Source organism: Actinomadura sp. HBU206391, assembly GCF_014323665.1.
Lineage (GTDB): Bacteria > Actinomycetota > Actinomycetes > Streptosporangiales > Streptosporangiaceae > Actinomadura_C.
Window position 1 is genome coordinate 253,810 of sequence record NZ_JABVEB010000001.1, and the last position, 24,050, is coordinate 277,859.

The 24,050-nt window shown below is 69.4% G+C and carries 23 protein-coding genes; 12 read left to right on the forward strand and 11 right to left on the reverse strand.

Translation table 11 applies throughout. From position 1 onward, the window contains the following. Window positions 1–9: 9 nt before the first annotated feature. A complete protein-coding gene (locus HKK72_RS01310; RefSeq protein ID WP_187232317.1) occupies window positions 10–1,164 on the reverse strand; it encodes a hypothetical protein in 1,155 nt (384 codons plus the stop codon). Between the two features lie 194 nt (window positions 1,165–1,358). Between HKK72_RS01310 and HKK72_RS01315 the strand changes: the two genes are divergently transcribed. The 3 genes from HKK72_RS01315 (at window position 1,359) to HKK72_RS01325 (ending at window position 4,230) form a co-directional block, all read left to right on the forward strand. Further along, window positions 1,359–1,799: an SRPBCC family protein gene (locus HKK72_RS01315; protein ID WP_187232318.1), complete on the forward strand. Its 441-nt coding sequence runs from the start codon at window positions 1,359–1,361 to the stop codon at window positions 1,797–1,799. A 114-nt stretch (window positions 1,800–1,913) separates the two neighbouring features. After that, window positions 1,914–2,582: a hypothetical protein gene (locus tag HKK72_RS01320; protein WP_187232319.1), complete on the forward strand. Its 669-nt coding sequence runs from the start codon at window positions 1,914–1,916 to the stop codon at window positions 2,580–2,582. A 190-nt stretch (window positions 2,583–2,772) separates the two neighbouring features. Next, a complete protein-coding gene (locus HKK72_RS01325; protein ID WP_315987010.1) occupies window positions 2,773–4,230 on the forward strand; it encodes a DHA2 family efflux MFS transporter permease subunit in 1,458 nt (485 codons plus the stop codon). Window positions 4,231–4,338: 108 nt separating this feature from the next. Here HKK72_RS01325 and HKK72_RS01330 read toward each other — a convergent pair whose 3' ends face one another. Both HKK72_RS01330 and HKK72_RS01335 read right to left on the reverse strand, forming a co-directional pair. Beyond that, window positions 4,339–5,553: an FAD-dependent oxidoreductase gene (locus tag HKK72_RS01330; RefSeq protein WP_187232321.1), complete on the reverse strand. Its 1,215-nt coding sequence runs from the start codon at window positions 5,551–5,553 to the stop codon at window positions 4,339–4,341. 239 nt (window positions 5,554–5,792) lie between these two features. Next, window positions 5,793–6,440: a PadR family transcriptional regulator gene (locus tag HKK72_RS01335; protein WP_187232322.1), complete on the reverse strand. Its 648-nt coding sequence runs from the start codon at window positions 6,438–6,440 to the stop codon at window positions 5,793–5,795. A gap of 220 nt (window positions 6,441–6,660) precedes the next feature. On the opposite strand from HKK72_RS01335, the gene HKK72_RS01340 reads away from it, so the two are divergent. Next, window positions 6,661–8,211, forward strand: coding sequence for an FG-GAP repeat protein (locus HKK72_RS01340; RefSeq protein ID WP_187232323.1), 1,551 nt, complete (start codon window positions 6,661–6,663; stop codon window positions 8,209–8,211). Between the two features lie 76 nt (window positions 8,212–8,287). Here the strand turns inward: HKK72_RS01340 and HKK72_RS01345 are convergent, their stop codons facing one another. Beyond that, window positions 8,288–10,606 carry an ABC transporter permease gene (locus tag HKK72_RS01345; RefSeq protein ID WP_187232324.1) on the reverse strand — a complete coding sequence of 773 codons (2,319 nt, stop codon included), beginning with the start codon at window positions 10,604–10,606 and terminating at the stop codon, window positions 8,288–8,290. Beyond that, the gene (locus HKK72_RS01350; protein ID WP_187232325.1) at window positions 10,603–11,274 is read right to left on the reverse strand and encodes an ABC transporter ATP-binding protein; all 672 of its coding nucleotides are present in this window, start codon (window positions 11,272–11,274) and stop codon (window positions 10,603–10,605) included. The genes HKK72_RS01345 and HKK72_RS01350 overlap by 4 nt, the downstream gene beginning before the upstream one ends. Before the next feature lie 138 nt (window positions 11,275–11,412). Between HKK72_RS01350 and HKK72_RS01355 the strand changes: the two genes are divergently transcribed. Together HKK72_RS01355 and HKK72_RS01360 are read left to right on the forward strand one after the other, a co-directional pair. Then, complete coding sequence (locus HKK72_RS01355) at window positions 11,413–12,252, forward strand: sensor histidine kinase (protein WP_222720171.1); 840 nt, start codon at window positions 11,413–11,415, stop codon at window positions 12,250–12,252. Beyond that, a complete protein-coding gene (locus HKK72_RS01360; protein ID WP_187232326.1) occupies window positions 12,249–12,899 on the forward strand; it encodes a response regulator in 651 nt (216 codons plus the stop codon). Before HKK72_RS01355 ends, HKK72_RS01360 begins: the two co-directional genes overlap by 4 nt. 101 nt (window positions 12,900–13,000) lie before the next feature. Here the strand turns inward: HKK72_RS01360 and HKK72_RS01365 are convergent, their stop codons facing one another. Next, complete coding sequence (locus HKK72_RS01365) at window positions 13,001–13,570, reverse strand: TetR/AcrR family transcriptional regulator (protein WP_187232327.1); 570 nt, start codon at window positions 13,568–13,570, stop codon at window positions 13,001–13,003. A 119-nt stretch (window positions 13,571–13,689) separates the two neighbouring features. Here HKK72_RS01365 and HKK72_RS01370 point away from each other — a divergent pair, with 119 nt between their 5' ends. Together HKK72_RS01370 and HKK72_RS01375 are read left to right on the forward strand one after the other, a co-directional pair. After that, window positions 13,690–14,664, forward strand: a complete 975-nt coding sequence (locus tag HKK72_RS01370; protein WP_187232328.1) for an oxidoreductase — start codon at window positions 13,690–13,692, stop codon at window positions 14,662–14,664. 74 nt (window positions 14,665–14,738) lie between these two features. Next, window positions 14,739–15,377 (forward strand): hypothetical protein, encoded by a 639-nt coding sequence (locus tag HKK72_RS01375; RefSeq protein WP_187232329.1) that lies wholly within the window; start codon window positions 14,739–14,741, stop codon window positions 15,375–15,377. A 60-nt stretch (window positions 15,378–15,437) separates the two neighbouring features. Here HKK72_RS01375 and HKK72_RS01380 read toward each other — a convergent pair whose 3' ends face one another. Continuing rightward, window positions 15,438–15,812, reverse strand: coding sequence for a nuclear transport factor 2 family protein (locus HKK72_RS01380; RefSeq protein WP_187232330.1), 375 nt, complete (start codon window positions 15,810–15,812; stop codon window positions 15,438–15,440). A 97-nt stretch (window positions 15,813–15,909) separates the two neighbouring features. Here HKK72_RS01380 and HKK72_RS01385 point away from each other — a divergent pair, with 97 nt between their 5' ends. Together HKK72_RS01385 and HKK72_RS01390 are read left to right on the forward strand one after the other, a co-directional pair. Next, window positions 15,910–16,272 (forward strand): nuclear transport factor 2 family protein, encoded by a 363-nt coding sequence (locus HKK72_RS01385; RefSeq protein ID WP_222720172.1) that lies wholly within the window; start codon window positions 15,910–15,912, stop codon window positions 16,270–16,272. Window positions 16,273–16,277: 5 nt separating this feature from the next. Continuing rightward, window positions 16,278–16,898 carry a suppressor of fused domain protein gene (locus HKK72_RS01390; protein WP_187232332.1) on the forward strand — a complete coding sequence of 207 codons (621 nt, stop codon included), beginning with the start codon at window positions 16,278–16,280 and terminating at the stop codon, window positions 16,896–16,898. 106 nt (window positions 16,899–17,004) lie between these two features. Here HKK72_RS01390 and HKK72_RS01395 read toward each other — a convergent pair whose 3' ends face one another. After that, window positions 17,005–17,352, reverse strand: coding sequence for a YybH family protein (locus tag HKK72_RS01395; protein WP_187232333.1), 348 nt, complete (start codon window positions 17,350–17,352; stop codon window positions 17,005–17,007). 136 nt (window positions 17,353–17,488) lie between these two features. Here HKK72_RS01395 and HKK72_RS01400 point away from each other — a divergent pair, with 136 nt between their 5' ends. Further along, on the forward strand, window positions 17,489–17,905 hold the full coding sequence (locus HKK72_RS01400; RefSeq protein WP_187232334.1) for a MarR family winged helix-turn-helix transcriptional regulator: 417 nt from the start codon (window positions 17,489–17,491) through the stop codon (window positions 17,903–17,905). Window positions 17,906–18,108: 203 nt separating this feature from the next. Further along, complete coding sequence (locus HKK72_RS01405) at window positions 18,109–20,823, forward strand: penicillin acylase family protein (RefSeq protein ID WP_187232335.1); 2,715 nt, start codon at window positions 18,109–18,111, stop codon at window positions 20,821–20,823. Window positions 20,824–20,839: 16 nt separating this feature from the next. Here the strand turns inward: HKK72_RS01405 and HKK72_RS01410 are convergent, their stop codons facing one another. From HKK72_RS01410 to HKK72_RS01420, 3 genes are all read right to left on the reverse strand, one after another. Further along, complete coding sequence (locus tag HKK72_RS01410; RefSeq protein ID WP_187232336.1) at window positions 20,840–21,379, reverse strand: hypothetical protein; 540 nt, start codon at window positions 21,377–21,379, stop codon at window positions 20,840–20,842. 40 nt (window positions 21,380–21,419) lie between these two features. Further along, window positions 21,420–22,622: a hypothetical protein gene (locus tag HKK72_RS01415; protein ID WP_187232337.1), complete on the reverse strand. Its 1,203-nt coding sequence runs from the start codon at window positions 22,620–22,622 to the stop codon at window positions 21,420–21,422. 114 nt (window positions 22,623–22,736) lie between these two features. Continuing rightward, entirely contained in the window at window positions 22,737–24,026 is a 1,290-nt protein-coding gene (locus HKK72_RS01420; RefSeq protein WP_187232338.1) for an SMI1/KNR4 family protein, read from the reverse strand. Between the last annotated feature and the right edge of the window lie 24 nt (window positions 24,027–24,050).

Below are 24,050 nucleotides of genomic sequence, written 5' to 3' on the forward strand. Positions count from 1 at the left end.
CACACCAGGTCAGGCCAAGTTCGGCGCCCTCGATGGCGCCGAGGCGCCCGTGAGGCGGTCGTAGCGGTAGATCCGTACGTAAGACTCGCGGATGTTCCGCAGGCCACGGACTCTGACGATCAGTACGCCGAGGCGAACGTGGTCCTCGGTCGTGATCCGGAGCCATGGCTTCCCGTCGCGCAAAGCCGTGACCTCCTCGACCAGATCGCCGTCGCGACCTGCCGCGATCGCGTAGACGGGCCCTTCGGGCGGAGCGATGTCGATGCCACCGTCCTCCCGGAGCGTGAAGGTGAGCACGAGGTTCCCGCGCCCGCCGTTGGCGTCGCCGACGAAGTCGTACAGCGGCGCCGGATCGCCCACGTAGTACTTCAGGCGGCCGAGCCCGGTGACGTCCATGCCGTTGTAGAAGTTGCGGCCCGCTGAGTCGAGCCAGAAGTGCGGGTTATGGGTTTTCGCGGTGAAATCCGGGCCGGAGTTGTACGAGATGTGCCAGTGCGGCGGGTTGTCGGCATGCAGCGTGTTGTTGGTCTCGAACCCCATCAGCACGAACCGGTGCCCCTTCGCGGCGGCGACCGGGACGACGCCGGAGTCCCGCAGGATCGCGTGCGCGGCGATGAGCTGGTGGATCACCGACTTCACCGGGCCGGCCGGCCAGGGCACCGTCGTCCACGGGCCGGCGACGCGGTCGGGGTCGTTGTGCTCGATCCGCCAGTTCATGCCCGGCGAGATGTCGGGGAAGCTCCAGACCTGCAGCGTCGGCTGGTTCGCGTCGGCCGTCGCCTGTGTCATCGGCAGCGTGAAAGAGACGGTGTGCGGGTCGCGAAGGCCACGACGCACCTTCAGCCGGGTCTCCTGGTGGACGACGGCCTCCACGAGAGTGTCCGGCCAGCGGACGGTCACCTCGATGCCGTCGGTGTTCCGTGGGCCTCGCACGAAGGTGTAGTACTCCGCGCGGGAGGCCACGGAGTAGTTCGCGCCAGGCACGATCTCGTAGCCGGCAGGCAGGACGATCTCGGGCCGGCTGGGTTCGGCGGGCCGGCGACGTACGACGCGGAACGCCGCGTAGGCGGTGTCCGCCGCGCGGGCGGAGCCGGGCAGCGCCACCGCCAGGCCCACTGCGGGCACGCCGGCGAGTAGCGATCGACGGGACAACGATCCGGGCATGGGAACGTTCCTCTCGACTGCGACAGTTCGGGGGTCTTTTCGCTGGTCCGGCGCGCCAGATTTGATCTTCGGCGCCGGGCCGACCCATGACAACGACCCGCCGGCGGAACGTCGGATGAAATGTCGGGGGCTGCCGGTCAGTGCCGATTTCCGAATGCGGGTGTGTGGCCGTGGAGGTACGAGAGGATGGGCGCATGGGTAACGTCACGGCCACCGCGGGGAAGACGTTCAGCGCGAGCCCGGAACGGGTGCTCGCCGCACTCTCCGACTACGACGGTACGCGCGCGAGGCTGCTCACCGAGCACTTCAGCGAGTACGAGGTGCGCGAGGGCGGTCAGGGTGCCGGCACCGTGGTGCACTGGAAGCTCGCCGCGACCAGCAAGCGCACGCGCGACTGCCTGATGTCGGTCAGCACGCCGCGAGGCGACACGCTGGTGGAGCGCGACTCCAACTCGACCATGGTGACGACGTGGACCGTGTCGCCGGCGGGCGAGGGTGCAGAGGTACGGATCGAGACGACCTGGGCCGGCGCGGGCGGCATCGGCGGGTTGTTCGAGCGCACCTTCGCGCCCAAGGGCCTGCGGCGCATCTACGACGAGCAGCTCGTCAAGCTGGAGACGGAACTCGCGAGCTGATCCCGTCCATCCCCGAGCAGATCAGCGCGACCACGCGGCTGCCGAGCCCGAGCACGACTAAATAGGCGGCGGTCCTACTGGCGGTTCGGCAGGCGTTTGTGGGAGTTTGCCGGGATGGTCGCTCCGCTCCCCGATGCGGCATCGCGCTCTGTACGGCCACGGCGTGCGGTCCTCACCGTCATCCTCGCATTGGTGCTCGTGGTGGGCGGATGCGGAGTGACGGGCGCCTGGTGGTTCGGGTCGTTCACCGACGACGGGCGGTTCGAGCGGGTGGACGCCTGCACCCTGTTGCCGCCGGGCGCGCTGCCCCGGCTCGTACGGGACCCGGTGCCCGATCGCGATGGTGAGTCGCACCCGCCGCGCACGGCCATCGGCTGGGGCGGGGGCGATCTGACCGCGGTCTGCAAATGGTCCAGTTCGGTCGCCGGCCGGGATGCTCCGTTCCGTACGGTCCGGTTGTACGCCGAGACCCGTACGGCCGATCCCCCGTACGAGAGCGCCCCCGAGCGCGCACGCGAGCTGTTCGCCGGCTGGCGGAGCAGAGCGGTTCCCGGGGCGGACGTGCGCGACGAGCCGGGCCTGGCCGAAGAGGGGTTCAGCCTGGTCGACCAGATGAGCATCCTGGTCGTGTTCGCTCGCATCGACGTCTACGACGTACACGTCAAGTTCCGGACGTCGAACCTGCTGGTCGACCTGTCCGCTCGTACTCACACCCGTCCGTCGGCGGAGCTCCGGGCGCGGCTGGTGGCGGTTGCCCACCAGGTGGCTGCGGGAATGCGGTGATACGCGTTATTGGTTTGCCAAACTGTCGGTGCCTCTGGCCATGATGTCTGGAGTACCGATACCAGCAGCCAACCGCCCGCTCGGGCGGCTTTTTGATGATTGGACCACCGCGTTGCCGACTCTCACCTCACCCAAGATGGCGGCCGATCCGCCGGAGACGCCAGGATCGGCGGGAGGGCTTGATCGCGGTGTGCTCGCCGTCGCTATGGTCGTCGTCCTCGGCGCGATCATGTCGATTCTGGACGTGACCGTCGTCAACGTCGCCATCAACCATCTCGCCGCGGAGTTCGACGCGCCGCTGTCCACCATCCAGTGGGTGGCCACCGGCTATACGCTCGCCCTCGCCACGGTCATCCCGGTCACCGGCTGGGCCTCGGCCCGGTTCGGCACCAAACGGCTCTACATGATCTCGATCGCGCTCTTTGTGATCGGATCGGCGCTGGCCGGTCTGGCCTGGTCGGCCGAATCGCTGATCGTCTTCCGGGTCCTGCAGGGCCTGGGCGGCGGGATGATCATGCCGGCCGGTATGACGATCCTCACTCAGGCCGCAGGCCCGAAGCGGGTCGGCCAGGTGATGAGCGTCGTCGGAATCCCGATGCTGCTCGGGCCGATCTGCGGGCCGATCCTGGGCGGCTGGCTGGTCGACGATGTCTCCTGGCGCTGGATCTTCTTCATAAACCTCCCGATCGGCGTCGTCGCGCTGTTCCTGGCCGCGAGGATCCTGGCGCGCGACACCCCGCAGCCGGGCGAACGCCTCGACGCCCTCGGCCTCGTGCTGTTGTCGCCGGGCCTGGCCTCGCTCATCTACGGCCTGGCCAAGGGCGCGCAGAAGAGCGATTTCAGTTCGCCCGAGGTTCTCATCACCACCATCGCGGGAGCGGTGCTGGTCGCCCTGTTCACGCTCCGCGCGTTGACCGCCGAGAACCCGCTGATCGACCTGCGACTGCTCAAGCGGCGCTCGGTCGCGGCGGCCTCGGGCACCATGGTGTTGTTCATGTGCGCGTTCATGGGCGCCATGCTCCTGCTGCCGCTGTACTACCAGATCGTGCGGCAGGAGAGCGCGTTGACGTCCGGTCTGCTGCTCGCCCCGCAGGGCCTCGGCGCGATGGTCACGATGCCGATCGGCGGCAAGCTCACCGACCGTATCGGCCCCGGCCGGGTCGTCCTGGTGGGCATGCTGGTCGTCGTGGGCTCGGTGGCGGGCTTCACCGCGCTTCTGGAGGCCGACACCTCGTACTGGATGCTCGGCGCGGTGCTGTTCGTCATGGGTATGGGCCTGGGCATGACGATGATGCCCACCATGGCCGCGGCGATTCAGACCCTCGCACACGACGAGGTGCCGAGGGCCAGCACCATGCTGAACATCATCCAGCAGGTGTCGGCCTCCGTCGGCACCGCGCTGCTGTCCGTACTGCTCGCCAACAACCTGGCGGACAAGCTCGGTGGCCCGAGCGGCGGTGGCCTCTCCGCCACCCAGAACGTCACACCCGAGATCATGCAGAAGATCGCGGGCCCGATGGCGGACGCCTTCCAGAGCACCTACTGGTGGGCGTTGGGCCTGCTCGCCCTGGCGTTCATCCCGGCGCTGCTGCTGCCGCGGCGCACGCCGGACGACCAGCCGGTCGACGCGCCCATGCCGATGCACTGAGCGTGCCGATGCACTGAGGTCGGTACTGAGCCGGGCCGGCGACACCGCGCGATCTCGCGTAGGTGTCGCCGGCCCGGCTTCGGTTCTGCGGGGAGCGGACCCACTCGTCTAGACGGTGGAGGCGGTGTCGGACGCCGCCGTGACGGGAGCGTCCCAGTCGATGGTGTAGCGCTGTTCCCAGCCCATGGTCTTCTCCATGTTCATGGCCTTGAACATGATCGGCATCATCACCGACATGGCCTTCCGTGCCACCGGGCCCGGCGTCTTGGCGTGGTTGATCTTAACGCCACGCGTGGTGATCTTCTCCACTCTGGCCCGGCGCAGTCGCTCGTACGCGGCGAACGCGGGCGACGGGCCGGGTAGGTCGCGCAGGCAGCGCGCCAGCTGGACCGCGCTCTCGATGGCCATCGACGCGCCCTGCCCGGTGCTGTTGGACGGCGCGTGCACCGCGTCGCCGACCAGCACCATCCGGCCGCGGTACCAGTGCGGCACCGGCGGCATGATGTGCAGCGCACCGACGACCTGCAGCGTCTCGGCGGTCGTGCGCCTGGCGAGCTCGTCGCCGGGGACATCGCCGGCGTAGGTCTCCCGCAGCGTGCGCAGCCAGTCGTCGGCGGGGATCGCCCGTGCCTCGTTCAAAGTCATGTACTTCTTCGAGGGCAGGTTGGCGCCCCACCCGATCCTGCCGTCGGGCCGCCGCCAGTACAGGTAATAGGCGCGCCTTCCGAAGGCGAAGGTCATGGTGTCGGCCGCCAGGTCGAGGTCGGCGTCGGCGTGGCCTTCGAAACCGAGCATGCCGGTATAGCCGGCGCCGGGCGCATTCGGGTCGATCAAGGTCCGGACGGTGGAGCGGACGCCGTCGGCCCCGACCAGGATGTCGGCGTCGGCGGTGGAGCCGTCGGCGAACCGGGCGGTGATGCCGGCCGGACCCTCGTCGACGCCCACCAGGCGTTTCCCGTACGCGAACCCCACACCCGCCGCGACCGCCCGGTCGTGCAGTGCCCGGTGGAGGTCGCCGCGTTCGACCATCTGCAGCGGCGGCAGGTCGGGGAGGCCCGGCAACTCGCTCGGCTTCCTGCCGCCCATCGACATCCTCGTATGCCGTATCGGGGTGGCGATGGAGCGCACCGCGTCGTCGGCGCCGACGACGCCCAGTGCGGCCAGGCCGTTCGGCGCGAGGGCGAGCGCGCCGCCGATGCCGTTCGACTCGGCGGGATAGGCCTCGTAGACGGTCGCTTCGATGCCCGCCTTGAGCAGAGCGGTCGCTGCGACGGGCCCGGCGATACCGCCGCCGATGACCAGTGCGGTTCGTACTTCGGACATGGCTGTCTCCTGTCGGGCATGCGTCGGCACCGGTCGCCGACGTGGGGATTCGCGGTGAGTGCGAACCGTGCCGCGCAGAGAACCCGGCTATCCTGCTGGTTGCCACCTCGTGGCCGAGTTCGTCGTGCACGGGCGCCGGTTCGAGGGGAGTCCCGGTGGCGGTGTTGCCGCACCACCACCGGGACCTCGTCTGGAACTGACCCTGTCTCTGACTGATCCCGTCTCTAACCGATCTGGGCTCAGTCCGGTGTCGCTCCCCTCTCGGCGAGATCGGCCATCTCTTCCGGAATCTCGCCGGTCGTATGCCAGGCCTGCCATGTGGCGAGGTCCGGGTGGGTGCCGGACGTCAGCTCGTCGAGCATCGAACGGACCCAGGCCGCCTCTGCCTCGAGAATCGTCAGGCTGTACTCGCTCTCGACGAGGAACAGCCGGGGGATCTCCTTGGCGTTCTCGGCGATCGAGGCCCGCTGGATGCTGATCGACTCATCGAGCCGGCCGAGCCGGGCCTGGAGGAGGGCGATCACCTCCTGCGGCGGCAGCACGACGAGTACCGAGAGGCCGGCCGCGAACTTCGGGTGTTCCGGTTCGGGAGAGGAGATCAACTCCCGCGTCCACTCGACCAGTTCTCGCCGGCCGGCCTCGGTGATCTGGTAGATCGTGCGTTCCGGGCGCGCACCCTGCCGGGTGCTCCCGATGGTCTCGAGCAGACCGTGCTTCTCCATGTTCTGCACGACGGTGTAGAGCGAGCCCCACTTGACGTTCATGTCCCGGTCTTTGCCGCGGGCACGCATGATCGATGCCATCTCGTAGCGGTGCATCGGCCGCTGCTGGACCGTGGCGAGCACGGCGAGCGCCAGCAGATTGTCGACCTTGCGCTTCCTGGCCATCGAATCACCGTCCAGTTACTCGTACACGAATATACGGCGACGAATAACTCCGCGCAAGTCCTGATCTCTCGCAATCCGAGTGACGTGCCAGCGTCGAACTGGCACAAAGCGGTCAGCAGTAAGAGCAGGTACGGGTAAACCGTCGCCATCCCCGGCCCGTCACCTCCGTGACACACCAAGGAAACGGGGGATTGGTTTGCGGTTCAACAGACCGGTAGCGATGATCGCGGCGTTGGGCGCCGCGACGCTTTCGGCGTCCGCGTTCAGCGCGGGTACGGCGGAGGCCTCTCCACGGGCGGCGCAGTGCGCCCCTCACGGCCCCGACTTCAACGGGGACCGCTGCGGCGACATCGTCGTCGCCGATCCGGACGCCACGGTGGCGGGCAGGCTGCGGGCCGGGCGGATCAACGTGCTCTACGGGAGCGAAGGCGGTGTTAGCGCGGGCGATCGTGGCCTGCTGGCCCAGGGACAGCCCGGCGTCGGCGACAGCCCGGAGGCCGACGACAGGTTCGGCGCCATCGTGCAGGCGGCGAACATCAACAACGACTCCTACGCCGATCTCGTGGTCGCAGTGCCCTCGGAGTCCGTCGGCACCGCCGACGACGCGGGCGTCATCCATGTGATCTTCGGGTCGGCCGGCGGGCTCGGCGGCGGACAAGTGGGCACCGTGCTGCGGCAGGGGGTCCACGGCATACCCGGCAGCTCCGAGGCGGGTGACAGGTTCGGTGCCGCTGCCGCCGTCAACCGGACCACCGGCGACTTCACCACCGCGCCCGCCGTGGCCTTCGGCGCGCCCGGCGAGGACGTGGGCAGCCTCGCCGACGCCGGCGCTGCGGGTGTCGTGACGTTCGACCCCGGTACCGGCGGGGTCACGAACGCCGTCAGGATCACGCAGGACAGTCCCGGCATCGGCGGTGGGTCGGAGGCCGGTGACAGGTTCGGTGCCGCGGTCGAGCTGTTCCAGGGCCCCGGCGGCTTCAGCTGTGGCGTCACCGGTGTGAAGGGCTTCACGCTGGTCGTCGGAGTGCCCGGCGAGGACCTGACCGGCGGACAGGACGCCGGCATGGTGCACCTGGCCAGGGACCTCAGCACGGACACCCCGCTGACGCAGGACTCGCCCGGGGTGGACGGCGCCCCGGAGGCCGGCGACCAGTTCGGTGCGAGCCTCGCCCTCGGCTCGTCCTGCGAGCACGACGGCCCATCGCACGTCAAGCTCCTGGTCGGCGTACCGGCCGAGGACCTCGGCACGGCCGCCGACGCCGGGATGGTGCACCTGTTCGCCACCGATGACGACGAGCTGCCGCTGCCTCAGCGGTGGAGCGTCAACCAGGACAGCGCCGATGTCGCCGATGCGGCGGAGGCGGGCGACCGGTTCGGCTCCGTGCTCGCGCTCGGTGGGCCGTGGCGGGACGGTCTCGGTGAGCCGTTGGTGGTCGGTATTCCGGACGAGGACATCGGCACCGTCAAGGACGCCGGCGGGGCGCAGGTCTTCGGCGACGAGGCCGGCACGCCCGGAACCGGTGACGTGTTCCTCTCCCAGTCGGACGTGGGCGAGGTGCCGCAGGCCACCGACCACTTCGGTGCCGCGCTCTCCAGCCGTTTCGACCATCTGCTGGTCGGTGCCCCGGACGACGTGACGTACAGCGTGGGCGCCGTTCACGGGATCGCATGGCCGAGCGTCTTCGGCACGTCCACCCCCGACCTGCTGTTCGTGCCCGGCAGGGACGAGATCCCCGCGGACGCGGCCCGCTTCGGGGCGGGGTTGGCCTGATCACTACGGCTACCCGGCCGGCTCGAACTCCACGTTCGGTCCGGCCGGGTGCGGGTCCACGCCTGAGCGCGAGAACTCATTCGCTGCGCAGCGCCGTCGCGGTTCGCAACCTGGACGCCCAGGTGGCCGGGATCAAGGCGCCGAGAGTCCCGATGACGATGCCGGCCGAAGCGAGCAGGACGAGGCTGAGCGGTCCGTACACCTGGAGATAGGCGTCCGGCAGAGTGATACCGCCGGTCGCGGCGGCCTTCGGCATGACGACGTGGTGCGCGACGACGCCGATGGCGATACCGATCAGCCCGCCGGCCAGCCCCAGGGCCACCATGGACGTGAGCACGACGGTCATGACCTGGCGTGGGGTCGTGCCCAGGGATTTCAGGATGCCGAAGTCGCGGGTGCGGTCCCGGGTGTTGAGGACCACGGTGTTGAAGACGCCGAGGGCCGACACGACCATCAGTCCGAGGGTGAGCATCATCATGAGACCGAGCACGACGTCGATCCCGCCGCTGTCCTGCGTGGAGATGGCGAGACTCTCGCCGAGTACCCGGTGAAGGGAGTGCACGTAGGCGTCGAGGCTCACCCCCTTCTTCAGCGCCATCTCGAAGTAGGTGGGTTGAAGGCCGGGCATGATCGCCGACATGGTCGCCCAGTCGGTGATGATCTGGTCCCTGCCCATGGCCTGACCGACGATCCGCAGAGCCGTCCGGCGACCCTCGAACTCGACGTTCACAGTGTCGCCCAGTCTCATTCCGCTGGACTTCAGGAACGGGCCGGTGACGACGACCTCGGCCGGATTCTGAAGCCATCGGCCCCGAGCCAGGTCATAGCCATGCCGTGCGTAGCCGTCCGGGTAGGCCTTCATATCGGTGGCATCGTTGATCCCGATCACGTGCACGGGCTGGACGGCGGCAGGGATCACCTGCTCGGTCCCCGGCAGGGCCCGCAGCCGCGCCTCGGCCTGTGCGGGGCTCAGCGCGGGACCGGGCTTCGGCCCCCCCTCCACGGCCGGGGGGATTCTGGCCGACAGAGCGGTGTCGACGGAGATCGCTGCGACGTCTCCTCTGTCCTGCCCCTCCACAATGGCGTCGACCGACCTGACCAGGCCGGAGGCGAAGGTCACCGCCGCGACTCCGAACGCGACGGCCGCCAGAGTGAGCGCGGTACGGCCGGGCCGGGCGAAGGGCAGGCCGAGGCCGAGACTGACCGGGCGGGGCAGCGACGTCCTGGCGAGCAGCCGCTGGACGCGCAGAGCCCTGCCTCTGCGCGGGGCGGCCCCCGCGCTCACGGCTTCGGCCGCGGAGAGCCTGCCCGCCCTGATCGCGGGGACCAACGAGGTGACCGCGACCAGGGCGCCGACGCCGGCGAGGGCGACCACGTCGACCCAGAGCGCGACGCCGGTCGCGGTGGGGATGTCGAGTGCGTCATCCATGCTCGACGTGATGAGCCTGGCGAGCAGATTGCCGGCGATGACACCGAATGAGCAGCCGATGACGCCGGGCACCGCGATCATCACGACATAGACGCCGGTCACCTGGGCGGGCGTGAACCCGAGTGCCTTCAGCACTCCGATATGGCGGTAGCCCGAGACCACCGCGCCACTGACCACGTTTCCGATGATCAGCACTGCCGCGATCAGGCCGAGCACCCCGAAGGTCATCAGGAAGGGGATGGCGGCCTTGGCGCCTTCCGTGGCATCGAGTCGGGCGATCCGATAGGACTGGCTGCCCGCCACGGCGCCTGGTGGCAGGTCCGCGGTTACCGCGGACACGCCGGTCGAGGAGTCCGCGAAGCGGTAGAGCATCTGGAAGCCACGCGGATCGAGTGCCTGAGCCTGTGCGGGTGTGACCCACCCGTCGGCGGCCTGAGTGATCGACCTGGCGACGCCGACGATGGTGAGCGGCGAGTGGCCTGGAATCGTTACTCGCTTGCCCACGCTTTCGCAGGAAGCGGAGCCACGACAGTGTAGGTGCGGGTCCTTCCCGATCACGATCTCGCCCGGCCCGCTCAGCCAGCGCCCCTCGACCAGCACGAGCCGATCGACCGGGCCGTTCTGATCCGCTCTCCCCACCACCGTGATCGGGCCGGGCCGCAGGCCGACGACGTTGGCGTCCTGTACGACCACACTGGCGAAGGGACCGGCGGAGGCGGTGACTCCTGGCCGGTGCGCGGTCGCGCTCAGCCGGTCCGCCGAGACCTTGTCCCCGTCGTACGACACGTTCAGATGCGCCCCCTGCAACCGGGCGAAGGCCTTGTCGTACGGCTTGTCCACCGTGGCGAGCAACCCGAGCGCCAGCACGATCGTGGCCGTCGAGACCATGACGACCACACCGATGATCAAGGTCTGCAGACGCCTTCTGCGCACGGCCGCGCGGGCGGCCCGCCAGGTCGCCCTCATCGGACGGCCTCGGTGACCCTGCCGTCGGCGAACTCGATGACGCGGTCGGTGCAGCGCGACGCGAGCTTCTCGTCGTGGGTGACCATCAGCAACGTCTGGCCGATCTGGTTGAGATCCTGGATCAGGTCCATCACCTGCTCGCCGGACCGGCTGTCGAGGGCCCCGGTGGGCTCGTCGGCGAGCAGCAGCGACGGGCGGTTCATGAGGGCCCGCGCGACACCGACCCGCTGCCGCTCACCCCCGCTGAGAACCGCCGGATAGGCGTTGCGGCGATCGGCGATGCCGAGTTCCTCGAAGAGTTCCATGGCTCGGGCCTGGGCCTGCTTGCGCGACGTCCCGATCAGCTGGGCGACCAGGATCACGTTCTCCAGCGCCGGGAGGTCGTCGAGCAGGTTGAAGAACTGGAACACCATGCCGATCCGGCGGCGCCGGAACTTGGCGAGCGCCGTCTCGTTCAGCGTGGACAGGTCCTCGCCCTGGAACACGACCGAGCCCGACGTCGGCCGGTCGAGCCCCGCCACCATGTTGAGCAGCGTCGACTTCCCGCTGCCTGAGGGCCCCATGACCGCGACGGCCTCGCCCTGCCGGATGTCCAGGGTGACGCCGGCCAGCGCGGTCGTATCCCCGTACTCCTTGCGCACGTTCGTGAGCTGCACCAGATGTTCCATGCCGCGAACGTTAGATCCACTCGCATGGGCGGGCCATCGGGCGCGGGGTGTAACTCCGCGCCGGTGTCATCCGCGTGATGTACGGTTCTCGCCCGCCGGAAGGATGCAGATCCGCCCGCCGACCGTCACGATGGGTGAATGCTGGTACGCCTGGTCTGCTCGGCCTACCTCGTGGCGATCGCCGGCGTCTCCTTCGCCGCCGCCGGCACCACGCTGCACCTGCCGGGTTGGACCGTCCCGTGGATCGTGGCCGCCGTGGTCACTCCCCTGTATCTCGCCGCCAGAATGCGTCGCGTGCGAACCCGGGAGCTCGGCGAACGGACCTGGCTGCTGGAGAAGGAACGCGAGACCGCGGCCCGGCTCGCCGTCGAAGGCGAACGAGCCCGGGTGGCGCGGGAACTCCATGACATCGTGAGCCACAGCGTGAGCGTGATGGTCGTCCAGGCCGGGGCCGCGCGCCACGCTCTCGAGGAAGGCGAGTCGACCGACGCCCTGGCCGCCGTTGAGAAGACCGGCCGCGACGCGATGACGGAGCTCAGGCACCTCCTGGGCGTGCTCGCTCCCGATCAGGAGGGCGCGGACGCACTGGCCCCCCAGCCCGGTCTGTCCCGCCTCGGCACGCTCGTCGACCGCATCGCCTTCGCCGGCCTGCCGGTCGAGGTCACGATCAACGGGGAGCCCACGCCGCTGCCGACCGGAATCGACGTCACCGCCTATCGGGTCGTCCAGGAGGCGCTCACCAACGCCCTCAAGCACGCGCCGGGTTCGCGGGCCGAGGTGATCGTCGGCTATGGCACCCGCAACCTGCGGATAGAGGTGCTCAACACCGGCTCGAACGCACCCGTGAACGAGGGCCAAGGCAGAGGCCTGATCGGCTTGCGCGAACGAGTGGCCCTGTACGGCGGGCACCTCGACGCCCGGCGCCGTTTCGGCGGCGGCTATCGCGTGCGAGCCCGGATCCCCATGGAGCGCCCATGACCCGAGTCGTGATCGTCGACGACCAGACCCTGGTCCGCACCGGCTTCCGGATGATCCTCACCAAAGGCGGCATCGAGGTCGCCGGTGAGGCCTGCGACGGGGCCGAGGCGGTGACACTCGTCCGGCGGCTGCGGCCCGACGTCGTTCTGATGGACATCCGGATGCCCGAGATGGACGGCCTGGAGGCCGCCCGCAGGATCCTCGAGCACGACCCCGGCTGCAAGTTGCTCATGCTGACGACCTTCGACCTCGACAAGTACGTCTACGCCGCGCTCGCCCTCGGAGCCAGCGGCTTCCTGCTCAAGGACGTCACCCCCGAGCACCTCGTGGCCTCCGTCCGGCTCGTCGCCACCGGCGACGCCCTCCTGGCCCCCTCGATCACCCGCAGGCTCGTCGAGCGCTTCGCCCGCGCCGACCGGGTCCCCGAGATCCACCGAGACCTGTCCTCGCTGACGCCGCGCGAACTGGAGGTCCTCCGGTTGCTGGGCCGAGGCATGTCCAATGCCGAACTGGCCGCCGAACTGCACCTCAGCGAGGCCACGGTGAAGACCCACCTGGCCCGGATCTTCGCGAAACTGAACCTGCGCGACCGGGTTCAGGCCGTCGTCGTCGCCTACGAGACCGGTCTCGTCGCCCCCGGCGAATGACCAGACGCATCTGGCGATCTTCGGAGGCGCGCGCGCAGGCCGTGTCGTCGTCAACTACCTCCGCCAGGCCATGGCCATCGCCTGACGGCGGTCGTCGGTGCTCAGTCGGGTACGGTTCGGAGCCCCTGGCAGATGACGGCGATGATCGGGTCCAGTGCGGCGCTTCCGCCGTCCCGCGACAGGCAGCCCGCCATCAGGGCCTTCACGTCGGCGTAGGCGACGTCCGCCCGGACCGCTCCCGCCTCCTGGGCGCATGCGAGCAGCTCGCGCAACCTACCGGTCACGTCGTATCCGGCGCGTACGGCGGTGGTCTCCAGGTCATAGCCGGCGCCCGCCAGGGCTTCGGCGAGTCCTCGGTGCGCCGCGCCCTCGCGGACGAGGGTGGCGAAGAACATGAAGAACGCGGTCCCCGGGTCCTCCGACTCGGCCAGTGCATCGGCCCGGATCGTGAGCTGTTCCATCCGGCTGAGCAGGATTGCCGCGAACAGCTCCTCCTTCGTGGGGAAGTGACGGCTCACGGTCCCGGTGCCCACGCCTGCGCGCCGGGCGATCTCGTGCACCGGCACTGACAGGCCTTCGGTGGCGAAGACCTCCGCCGCCACCTCCAGCACCCGGGCACGGTTGCGCCGGGCGTCGGCGCGCAGCGTCCGGCCGGGCTGCTCGTTCTCCATCGCTGAGCAGACCTCCCTGTGGCTGACAAGCGGGATGGGCGTCCCGTATATTGAAGAAGCGGGACGACCATCCCGACTTTACCGACTCCATGGGCTCCACGGACCGGAGGCGATACGCAATGAGCCACAACACGCCTGGGCGGCGGTGGACGGCCGCCGACATGCCCGACCAGCGGGGCCGAACGGTCGTGATCACTGGCGCCAACACCGGAATCGGCTTCGAGACGGCCCGGGCGTTCGCCCGGCACGGTGCCACGGTCGTGCTGGCCTGCCGAAACCCGGGCAAGGCGGCGGACGCCGCGGCCCGCATTCGCACCGACGCGTCGGAGGCGAAGCTCAGCACGCTGCAACTGGACCTGGCCTCCCTGGCGTCGGTCCATCGCGCCGCAGGGCGACTCCGGACCGAACACGCCCGAATCGATCTGCTCATCAACAACGCCGGCGGGATCAGGACGCGGTACGGCCGAACCGAGGACGGCTTCGAACTGACCCTCGCCACCAACCATCTCGGCCCGTTCGCGTTGACCGGGCTGGTACTGGACCGGTTGCTCGCGGTGCCCGGCTCGCGGGTCGTGACGGTCAGCAGCATCGGCCACCGGCGCGGCACCATCAACTTCGACGATCTCCAGTCCCAGCGCGGATACCGGTCTTCGACCGCCTATTTCCAGTCGAAGCTGGCGAACCTGATGTTCACCTACGAGTTGCAACGCCGGCTGACCGCAGCCGGAGCGCAGACCATCGCGGTCGCCGCCCACCCCGGCAACGCGCGCACCGAGTTCGGCCGGGAGATGAGCCCGTTCGTCAGAATCATGATGAGCCCGCGGCTGCGCATGTTCACCTGGTGGCTGATGCAGAGCCCGCCCATGGGCGCCCTGGCGGCGCTGCGCGCCGCGGTCGATCCGGACGCGAGCGGCGGTGACTACTACGGTCCGCCCGGCCGCGCCCAGTTCACCGGCTTCCCCACCCGCGTCGAGTCCAGCGCCCTGTCTCATGACGGTGAGGCGCAACGCCGCCTGTGGCGCGAGTCCGAGCGACTGACCGGCATCACCTACTCCACCGGGGAATCGGCAGGCAGGCAGGCGACACCGATCTGAGCAGGATTCGTCGTCGGCTACGAGACCGGTCTGATCGCCCCCGGCGATTGACGGGATGCGCAACACTTGCGCGGATGAGACCGGAACCTGAGGTATCTGAGTTCATCGTCGAGGTGGACCGTGACGTCGTGCTCGCCGCGCGCAGGAGGGCTGTACGAGCCAAGCGTTTCTCCGCCTGGTCAATGATGGTGTTCGGCGCAGTCTTCGTCACCTTGGCGATACTGTCTCGGGTCATGATCGTTTCGGTGGGGGACGGAACCGGATCGCTCGCCTGGCCGGTACTGCAGGGATTCGCGGGCCTGAGCCTGTTCGTCGGATCGTTGGCCGACTTCGTCGCCGCCCGGCGTCTACGCGAGCTCTGGAACGCCATGGACGTTCCGGCGGTCGCGATGCGGATGTCCGCCCAAGGCCTGCTTTGCAGCACCAGCAATCCGACGGATCAGCTGTTCCTACCCTGGCCTGTAGTCACCGGCTTCCAGCTGAAGAGGTGGCGTAGGCAACGGTTCCTGGTGCTCGGTCTCGCGCCGGGCGTGACCCCGAGCACTCCGGGTGTCTCCGGTCTGGATCACCCGGATGTGCAACGCGTCCTGCATCGCAAGGAGTTCGGCATCAAGGGGATCCGCTTCGCCGTGAGCACGCTCCGCCCGCCGATCGAGGAGATCGACCAGGCACTCGCCCACTTCACCCAGGGCAGGGTCCGAATCCATCCCTGATCATCCTTCGACCACCCGGCCGGCTCGATCCACGTTCGGTCCGGCCGGGTGGTCGAAATGTCAGAGAGTGGCCTGCGCCTGCCGGCGGCGGAACTCATCGAAGGGCGTGCGGTCGAACACGAACCGGTTGTGGACGATCTTTCCGTCGCGAACCGTGTAGAACTCGGCCGCCGGTGCGCTCTTGGCCGGGATCGTCTCGGCGTCGTACATGAGCACGGCCGTGCTGTCGTCTCCGAACGCGGCGATCATCTCCGCTCTGATCAGGAACCGCTCGGCGAAGGGCGCCAGGAACTCCCGGTACGCCTGGATGCCGTCGATCCGCCCCGCCGGGGCGTCGCACACGACGTCGTCAGCGATGTACCTCATCGCCGAGTCGAGGCCCTTGCCGGTCCACGCGCGGTGGTGGGCCAGCGCCTGCAAAGCTGGGCTGGTCATAGATGTCTCCTTCCGGTGGTGCCTGTTACGACACCGGCGATACCGCGGCGATGTTCACGGCGCACCGCCCGCACCCGGGTCCGCGCAGGAGCGCGACGTGGTCCGCCGCTTCGCCGAGGCCTTCAGCACCGACGACATCGACGCGCTGGTCGCTCTGCTCACCGACGACGCATGGCTGGCCATGCCCCCCGCTCCGCACGAATACCACGGGGTCACGGCGATCGCCTCGTTCCTACGGGCGAGCGCCACTTGGCGCGCCGGCCGGCGGCTACGGTTGCGCCCCACTCGCGCCAACGGGCAGCCGGCATTCGGTTGCCACCTCGCCGACGCCGTCGAACAACCCACCGGGATCATCGTGCTGACGCTCACCGGCGATCGCATCCACGGCATCACGCGGTTCCTTGACGCCCGGCTTCTGCACCATTTCGAACCATCGGCGACCTCGAGCTATCTACAGTAAAGCGAATGGACGATCCGGACGCGGCACTCGAAACGGCCGAGCGGCGGTTCAGGGAACTAACTGATCCGCGACGGTTCGAGGGGCTTCTCGACCACACCGAGCGCCATCTGGGACGGTTGCGCCACGCGGAGCCGCCGGACGCCATCGGCGGGCGCAACCGCGGGTTCGCCATCGCCTTCTACGATCACCCTGACCTCGACATGGTCTCGGCCGCCACGAACGGAGTGCGGTTCCAGCGGATCACCGCGCTGTTCCCCCAGGAGTACGTCTGCTCCGCCCGGCCCGGCCAGGAGACCGAGGCGGGCTACCTTCTCCACGTCGTCGCCGACCGGGTGGTGCAGAGCGGTGAGGGTCACGAATACGAAGGCGGCTACCTGAACGCCGAGCCGCTGATCCCTGACACCCAGATCTGTGGGCTGTTCGCGGAGCCGCATCCCTACGCCGACGAAGAGTTCAATCTCTTCCGCGATGACCAAGGCGAGATCGCCGTGGAGTTCATCACCCTCGTGCCGGTGACCCGGGCCGAGTTCGAGTTCCTGCGCGAACACGGGGACGAGGAGATGTTCGAGGTGTGGTCGGAGCGAGAGACCGACCTACTGGACATCTACCGGGCTTCCGCGGTCTGACTCAGAAACGACCCCGGAGGGCTGCTGCCTGTTGGAGCGACCCTGCGTCGGAGGGTGCAGGGTATTACGCAGGGCCGCCCACGAAGGGGTGGTCGAAGACGTACTTCTACGTGCCGTCAGGCTGGCGGCGTGCGACCTCGGACGTTCTTCCGCGCATATCGACCGGATTTCCGTCCTCATCGCTACCGCCGGTCAGATGGAAGTCGATGGATCCCATCGCGAGGTCACCGTTCCGCAGCCAGTAGCGCGGTTCGAAAGTGATCTTTCCGCGCAGGCCGACGAGCCAGCGCAGGTTCGACTCGATGGCGGCCGGACCGGAGACGGGCTCCGCGTCTGGGCTTGGCACGAGCACGGCGCCGGGCTCGTACAGGTCGAGCATCGCGGCGACGTCGCCGGCGTTGAGGGCTTCGGTCCAGCGAATGTTGATCTCTTCGGGGAGTCGTGCGACGGTCATGGGGTCCCTTTCGATTGCGGCGGTCAGGGTCGGTGGGGCCGCGGTCGAGCGTCTGCCCGAGACGGCGGTGGCGACACGGTGGTGTTCAGGCAGCCCGGCAGGGTGACTCCACATAGGCTTGGCGACGTCGGGCGCGTTGGCCGACGAATTCGGACGCACCTCGAAGCTGCTCGGGGGTCGGCTGACGAACCGGCTGGTCGGCCACGAGCTGTCGATGCCTCGCGCTCAGCTGCTCGTCGAGTCGATGAGATCCGGTCCGCTGCGGATCACCGAACTCGGCGGTCGCATCGGTATCAGTCAGGGCACGGTCTCCACCCTCGCCGAGGCTCTCGTCCGTGAGGGACTCCTCGAGCGTCGCGCGGATCCACGGGACGGGCGCGCCACCCAGGTGATCATCACTGAGGCCGGACGCCGGCGCGCCGCCGCGTGGCTGCACGATTACGAGATCGCGGCCGAGGAGGTGTTCTCGGCTCTTCCCGCAAAGCAGTGGTCCGCTCTGCTGGCGGCCCTCCGCACTCTCTCGGCCGGCGGGCCGGGCCCGGATGAGGAATGAGAGACGGCCCGCCATCTCCAGCACGCCGGCCGGGTGACGAGCGAGGAATGGCCGACGCCGCCATTCCTGCGCACAAGGAGCAAGACCGCCATCCAGGTCTTGTCCTCGGCCAGCGGATCGGCGATACTCGCGGAGCTATTGGAATCTTGTTCCAATAGCTTTCGCGCTTCTCTGCCTGTCCGCCGGCCCCGTTGGAGGACACCGTGCGTCGAAGCAGGGTCCTGACCGCCGTAGCGGTCATGGCGGTCGGTCTCGGCACCTCCGCGACGCCCGCCCATGCGGCCGAGGACCCGTACGGGCGCGTGCTGAGCATCCTGCCGCCCGGCCAGTCCGGCGGGATCAACGCCACCGACCTCGCGAAGGTGCTGCTCGGCGACCCCGTGGGCCGGGTGGCCGTCGACGGGAAGAACGCACCGAAGAACTTCGCCGACCAGCTGGAGATGCACGACGCGCTGGGCCGGCTCGGCCCCGGTGAGATCGCGAACGCCGACCTGACGAAGTACTACAAGGACGCGGGCTTCGAACCCGACCGGGTCGTCCGCCAGGCCAGGCCGAAGCCGGGCGTGACCATCCGGTGGGACTCCTACGGTGTGCCGTTCATCAAGGGTGCGACCCGTGCGGACGTCGCCTGGGGCGCCGGCTACGCGGGCACGATGGACCGGATGTTCCTGCAGGACGTACTGCGGCACGCGGGCGCCGCACGGTCGGCGGAGTTCCTCGGCGCGACCGAGGCCAACGTCGCCATGGACCAGGAACAACTGCGCACCGCGCCGTACACCGAGCAGGAGGCCGCCGACCAGATCACGACCGCGGCCGCTCGCTACGGCGCCGACGGGGCTGCACTGCTCCCCGTCGTGGACGCCTATCTCGCGGGCGTCAACGCCGCACAGGGCAGGCTGTGCCCGCTCGGCCTGCCCGTCGGAGTGGACTGCCCGGCGGAGTATGTCGCCTTGGGCAAGACGCCGAAGAGGTGGACCCGCGCCGACCTGACGTACGTCGCCTCGCTCGTCGGCGGCATCTTCGGCAAGGGCGGCGGCGGGGAGTACGCGAACGCGCTGTGGTTCCAGCGGCTGCGGCAGCGGTTCGGCGACGCCGAGGCCCGCAAGGTCTACGACGATCTGCGCGCCAAGAACGACCCGGAGGCGCCGACGACGGCCACCGTCACCTTCCCGTACGGCGGCAGCGGCGGCATCGATCCGGCGCGGCCCGGCGTGGCGCTGCCAGACCTCGACGGCCCGCAGGCACCGGGCACCGGCGCGACCGCCTCCGGCGACCTGCCGCGGCTGGACGACCTGCTCGGTAAAGGTAGGCGGCCCGCCCAGCCCGGCCGGTTGGACGTCCCCTTCGGCACGGTCGACCTGCGGCAGACGGCGAACGGGATGAGCAACGCGGCCCTGGTCGCGGCCGACCACACCCGCAGCGGCCACCCGGTGGCGGTGTTCGGCCCGCAGACCGGTTACTACACTCCCCAGCTGCTGACCGAGCAGGTCCTCGACGGGCCGGGCGTCAAGGCGCGCGGCGTGGCGTTCGCGGGGACCAACCTGGTCGTCCAGCTCGGCCGGGGCGTCGACTACGCGTGGTCGGCCACGAGCGCGAGCAGCGACATCGTCGACACCGTCGCCGAGCGGTTGTGCAACATGGACGGCTCGCCCGCCACCGTGAACTCGCAGGCGTACCTCAAGAACGGGGTCTGCACTCCGCTGGACTCGCGTACGCACACCGAGACGGCGCTGCCGAACCCGACCGCGCCCGGCCTGCCGAAGAGGCTGACGTTCCAGGTGCTCCGCACCCATCACGGCATCGTTCAGCTCCGTACGACCGCGGGGGGCACACCGGTGGCGATCGCGGCGCAGCGCAGCACCTACCGGCGCGAGGTCGACTCGATCATCGGCTTCGCCCGCGCCAACGACCCGGGCCACGTCCGTGACGCCGCCTCGTTCCAGCGGGCGATGGAGGGGGTCGACTACACGTTCAACTGGTTCTACGCCGACAGCCGCGACATCGCCTACTTCGGCTCGGGTCTGCTGCCCGAGCGCTCGGCCGAGGTGGACTTCGACCTGCCCCGCTGGGGCGACGCCCGCTATGACTGGCAGGGCTTCCTGCCGTTCGAGAGCCACGCCCGCCAGATCAACCCGCCGACCGGCCACCTGGTCAGCTGGAACAACAAGCAGGCGCCCGGCTTCTCGGCCGCCGACAGCGCCTGGGGCTACGGCCCGGTGTACCGCAGCCTGGCGCTGTCCGACCGGATCGCCGGTGCCCGCGACGTGACCCGCGAATCGCTCGCCGGTCTCGTGCAGGACGCGGCCACCGTCGACTCGAGGGCCCGCCACACGCTGCCGATGCTGCTCGACGCGCTCGGGGACGACCCGCAGGCCGCCGACGCGGCGGGGCTGCTCCGCGCCTGGCTGGCGGGCGGCGCGCACCGGGTGGACCGGGATCGCGACGGCTCGTACGACCACCAGGCGGCGATCGCGATCTTCGACGCGTGGTGGGAGGACGCGGCCAAGAGCACGCTGCGCGGCGGCCTCGGCTCGCTCGTCGACCAGCTGCCCCAGCGGCTCGACGACCACCCGCGGCAAGGACTCGGCTCGGCGTGGAACGGCGTCGCCTGGTACGGGTACGTCAGCAAGGACCTGCGGCAGCTGCTCGGACAGCCGGTGACGGGCGGGTGGCATCGCTCGTACTGCGGTGACGGCTCACTCGCCGCCTGCCGCCAGGACCTGCGGAGTTCTCTGTCCGCGGCGGTGTCGCGGCTGCTCCAGGCGCAGGGTGTGACGACCGCCGGTGCCCTGACCTATGACAAGCACACCGACGACATCCGCACGGTCACCGCCGGCGTCGTCGGCGTCCGTCCGATCGACTGGCAGAACCGGCCGACCTTCCAGCAGGTGGTGGCGTACACGGCGCAGCGTTCCTGATCAGGGTGCGACCAGGTCAGAGCAGGGGGGTGTAGGACGTCTCATAGACGGAGTCGCCCTCTTCGTGCCGGGCGATGGGCTGGAAATCCGGGACGGTGCGAGCAGCGCTGGACCGCAGACGCGCGAGGGCCTCTTCGGCGGTGGGAGGCACCACATCGAGCAGGGCGAGAAGCGCGGCGCGGTCGGCGGGGAAATCGGGATCGTCGTCGGTGATCTCCTTCTCCAGCTCCTCGACTGAATGGCCGCGGCCCAGCTCCTGCCAGTAGGGGTAAGCGGCGATCAGAGTGACGGCCTCGACCAGGTCGGAGGCGAACAGCGTGGCCCCGCCCTCGGAGTCGGTGTACAGCACCGGGCGTGGACCACCCGGCGCGCCGCACAGGAAGTAGGTGCCGCCGGCGCCGTCTCCCGCGATCGGTGTCAGCGGCAGGCCGGACGGGATCCTCAGCTCTTCGATCGGGTCGCGACGTGCGATGTCGAAGTCACCGGGCCACGCCAGCAGTCCGGCCAGATCAGGTTCGGCTTCGATGCGGCGGAGGAGATCATCACTAGCGGTCATGGGCGGACTCTAGCGCCACGACGAGCGCGCCGATGGTCGGTCAGAGACGGCCGGAGGGCCGGCGCCCGCCTTTGACGGCCACGACCTGCTCGGGGGTGAAAGGCGGGCTGAGCAGGTCATCGCGCTGGGCCTGGCAGCGGAACAGGTCGGCGATGTAGTGCATGCGGTCGGGCAGGTCCGACCAGTCCCGTGCACCGGTGCCGAGCAGGCTGTCGGTCGTCGGGTCGATCTCGCGGAGCAACGCCAGCAGTTCCGGGTCGGACAGCTGCGAGAGCACCGGCGGGAACTCGGCGGGCAGGTCCTGCCCCAGATAGAGCAGCTGACCGCTGGGCAGCGAGAGCGTCATCATGTGCTCGGTGACCGCGTGGCGGGCCACCGTGCGCGCATGGCGGGCCAGATGCTCGCAGGCGACGCGCAGCAGGCGCCGCCTGCCCGACAACGCCAAGATCGCCAGGCGGAGCCGCCGGCGCAGGCCGCCGCCCGGTAGGAGCAGATCGAGGAGCCGGCGCTCGACCTCGTCAGGATCGACGATGGGCGCCTCGAGGGCCGCGGTGATCTCCGGTTGCAGCCGGGTCTGCTCGTGCACGCCGATCTCGAGGTTGGCCAGGAGCAGCAGCTCGGCCAGGCGTTTCGGGTCCGAGGTGAACAGTGCCTGGTGGTATCGGGTGAAGGCCTGCCGGAGGTACCGCTGCCCCTCTGGCGGATCACCCGGCCGGAGCGCGGCGCAGAACTCCGCGATCTGATGCTCGCCGTCCGCCTGCTCTCCGGAGAAGGCGGCCAGGAAACGGGCGAACTCGCGGGCGATCTCCGCGAAGACCTTTCGGTTTCCCTCGGCGGCCGCGTCGCCCGCCGCATCGAGGCCGACGACCGCCGCGACCGTTTGGAGCACCAGCCGGTCGGCGTCGCGGCGGACGCGCCGGGGGATGATCCACCGCAGGCGCCGAACGACCAGCGCGGCGCAGTCCCGAGTGTCGGGAGAGGAACCCAGCAACCGTTCGAGGTGACGCGCCAGGTCCTCCTGCCGGATGGTCTGACCGGCCTGCTTGGACGCCCAGACCGCGAACGTGCACCAGTTCGCCGCTCGGCCGATGCGCGTGACCAGCGCTGTGGACAGCTCGTGGTAGCACTGTGTGATCTGCAGGTTGCGCACGACCGGATCGGTGTGCGCGGTGATCCGGTCGACCTCGGACATGGTGGGCACGCCTGCGCCCTGGGAGGCGGCCTCTGCCGGAGTGGTGCTCACGGGCGTCCGCAGCCGGCGTCGAAGTGCGCGTTGACGCTGAGCGCCATCCCCCACCTCACCATTCCCTCGAGGCCGCGATCTTTTCGCGGGAGGGACACGGCCGGCGCCTGTGGCTCACTCGTGGTCACCCCGCCGCATCGAGAGGATCTCCCGTCCCCTGTCCGCAGTGATCATCTCAGCGAGCACCGGATGGGCGAACAAGGCGACCGGGGCGATGTGGTCCTCGCTCACCGGGCGCCACAGCCTGATGGCCTCCCGCAGCTCCGGCCACGCGGCATCGGTGAGACGCCGCCGGGCCTCATGAACACCTCCGACGTCCTCGAAGGACAGGCCGGCTGCGATCCCGGGCGAGCTCCGCGGGGCGGTGACCGGGCCCTGCTGCCGGAACGCGGGGTCGGCGGTGAGGCGATCGATGATCTGATGCACCGCCGTGTCGAATTCGGGGTTTCCGAACGTGAGACGGGAGCCGGGGTCGCGGAGCCGCGCCTGATACTCGGCGATGAGCAGCTGCATCGATTCCCCTCCGCGCTGCATGAGTAGTTGCAGCGTGGCACGCTCGCGGCGGTGGGTGAGCCGGTCCTCGGTGAACAGCAGGGGCAGCAGTTCTTCGGTGAACAGCGGATCTTGCAGGAACTCGGCTGGGTCGTCGCGGTTGAGCACGATATGGCTCATGACCACGGTGTACCAGTTGCCGAGCATGGCCAGCATCTGAAAACGCAGCAGCCTGGCCCGGTCACGTCCGAAGCCCTCCGCCTCTTCCAGCACGGCCAGGGGTTCGTCGATCTCGCCGGCGAGTGCGGCGAGCCGCGCCTGTTCGACCCTGTCGTCCCAGTGATCCCGTGTCTGTCCCGCCGGTTTCCGGAGGGCGTGGAACGACGTGTACAGGTCGTACATCAGGTCGTGGAAGGAGCCGTGGCGTACCGGTCCCGTCCCAGACCACGAGGCGAGCTCGTAGGCGGCCCATTCGCCGCTCTCGTCCACGTCGTTCGGGTCGAGAAAGAGGACGCAGGCGTCACCCGTGAGGGAGATGCGCAGGGACCTTCCAAGGACGTCGCCGTCGTCCTCCTCGTCCTTGTCCGCGTATCCCCCGTACGCGTCGATCCAGTCGCGGTCGGCCGTGTCGCGCAGCCACTCGAGCTCGGCCGCGCCCGTGAGCCGGTCGATGAAGTCGCCCGCGTTGCGCCACCCGTTCGTCACCAGGAGGAATTCGCGCAGCGATGGTGGCAGCGAGTGGCCGAGCCGGGCCTCCGCGGCTGCGACCTCCTCGGCACTCGCCGGAGCGAAGCCGAGCCAGGCGTCCCGTATGACGTCCTCGTCCAGCGGCTCTTCCTTCTCGGGATCGTGCGTGGAGATCCACTCCTCGCTCCAGCGCTTCAAGAAGGGCTGCCACCGCTCGCGTTCCATCGACCGTTCCTCTGTGCTCGGTAT

Excerpts from the sequence above, each read along its gene's own strand:
- HKK72_RS01310 (WP_187232317.1), bottom strand. The coding sequence starts at position 1,164 with ATGCCCGGATCGTTGTCCCGTCGATCGCTACTCGCCGGCGTGCCCGCA.
- HKK72_RS01315 (WP_187232318.1), top strand. The coding sequence starts at position 1,359 with ATGGGTAACGTCACGGCCACCGCGGGGAAGACGTTCAGCGCGAGCCCG.
- HKK72_RS01320 (WP_187232319.1), top strand. The coding sequence starts at position 1,914 with ATGGTCGCTCCGCTCCCCGATGCGGCATCGCGCTCTGTACGGCCACGG.
- HKK72_RS01330 (WP_187232321.1), bottom strand. The coding sequence starts at position 5,553 with ATGTCCGAAGTACGAACCGCACTGGTCATCGGCGGCGGTATCGCCGGG.
- HKK72_RS01335 (WP_187232322.1), bottom strand. The coding sequence starts at position 6,440 with ATGGCCAGGAAGCGCAAGGTCGACAATCTGCTGGCGCTCGCCGTGCTC.
- HKK72_RS01340 (WP_187232323.1), top strand. The coding sequence starts at position 6,661 with ATGATCGCGGCGTTGGGCGCCGCGACGCTTTCGGCGTCCGCGTTCAGC.
- HKK72_RS01345 (WP_187232324.1), bottom strand. The coding sequence starts at position 10,606 with ATGAGGGCGACCTGGCGGGCCGCCCGCGCGGCCGTGCGCAGAAGGCGT.
- HKK72_RS01350 (WP_187232325.1), bottom strand. The coding sequence starts at position 11,274 with ATGGAACATCTGGTGCAGCTCACGAACGTGCGCAAGGAGTACGGGGAT.
- HKK72_RS01355 (WP_222720171.1), top strand. The coding sequence starts at position 11,413 with ATGCTGGTACGCCTGGTCTGCTCGGCCTACCTCGTGGCGATCGCCGGC.
- HKK72_RS01360 (WP_187232326.1), top strand. The coding sequence starts at position 12,249 with ATGACCCGAGTCGTGATCGTCGACGACCAGACCCTGGTCCGCACCGGC.
- HKK72_RS01365 (WP_187232327.1), bottom strand. The coding sequence starts at position 13,570 with ATGGAGAACGAGCAGCCCGGCCGGACGCTGCGCGCCGACGCCCGGCGC.
- HKK72_RS01370 (WP_187232328.1), top strand. The coding sequence starts at position 13,690 with ATGAGCCACAACACGCCTGGGCGGCGGTGGACGGCCGCCGACATGCCC.
- HKK72_RS01375 (WP_187232329.1), top strand. The coding sequence starts at position 14,739 with ATGAGACCGGAACCTGAGGTATCTGAGTTCATCGTCGAGGTGGACCGT.
- HKK72_RS01380 (WP_187232330.1), bottom strand. The coding sequence starts at position 15,812 with ATGACCAGCCCAGCTTTGCAGGCGCTGGCCCACCACCGCGCGTGGACC.
- HKK72_RS01390 (WP_187232332.1), top strand. The coding sequence starts at position 16,278 with ATGGACGATCCGGACGCGGCACTCGAAACGGCCGAGCGGCGGTTCAGG.
- HKK72_RS01395 (WP_187232333.1), bottom strand. The coding sequence starts at position 17,352 with ATGACCGTCGCACGACTCCCCGAAGAGATCAACATTCGCTGGACCGAA.
- HKK72_RS01410 (WP_187232336.1), bottom strand. The coding sequence starts at position 21,379 with ATGACCGCTAGTGATGATCTCCTCCGCCGCATCGAAGCCGAACCTGAT.
- HKK72_RS01420 (WP_187232338.1), bottom strand. The coding sequence starts at position 24,026 with ATGGAACGCGAGCGGTGGCAGCCCTTCTTGAAGCGCTGGAGCGAGGAG.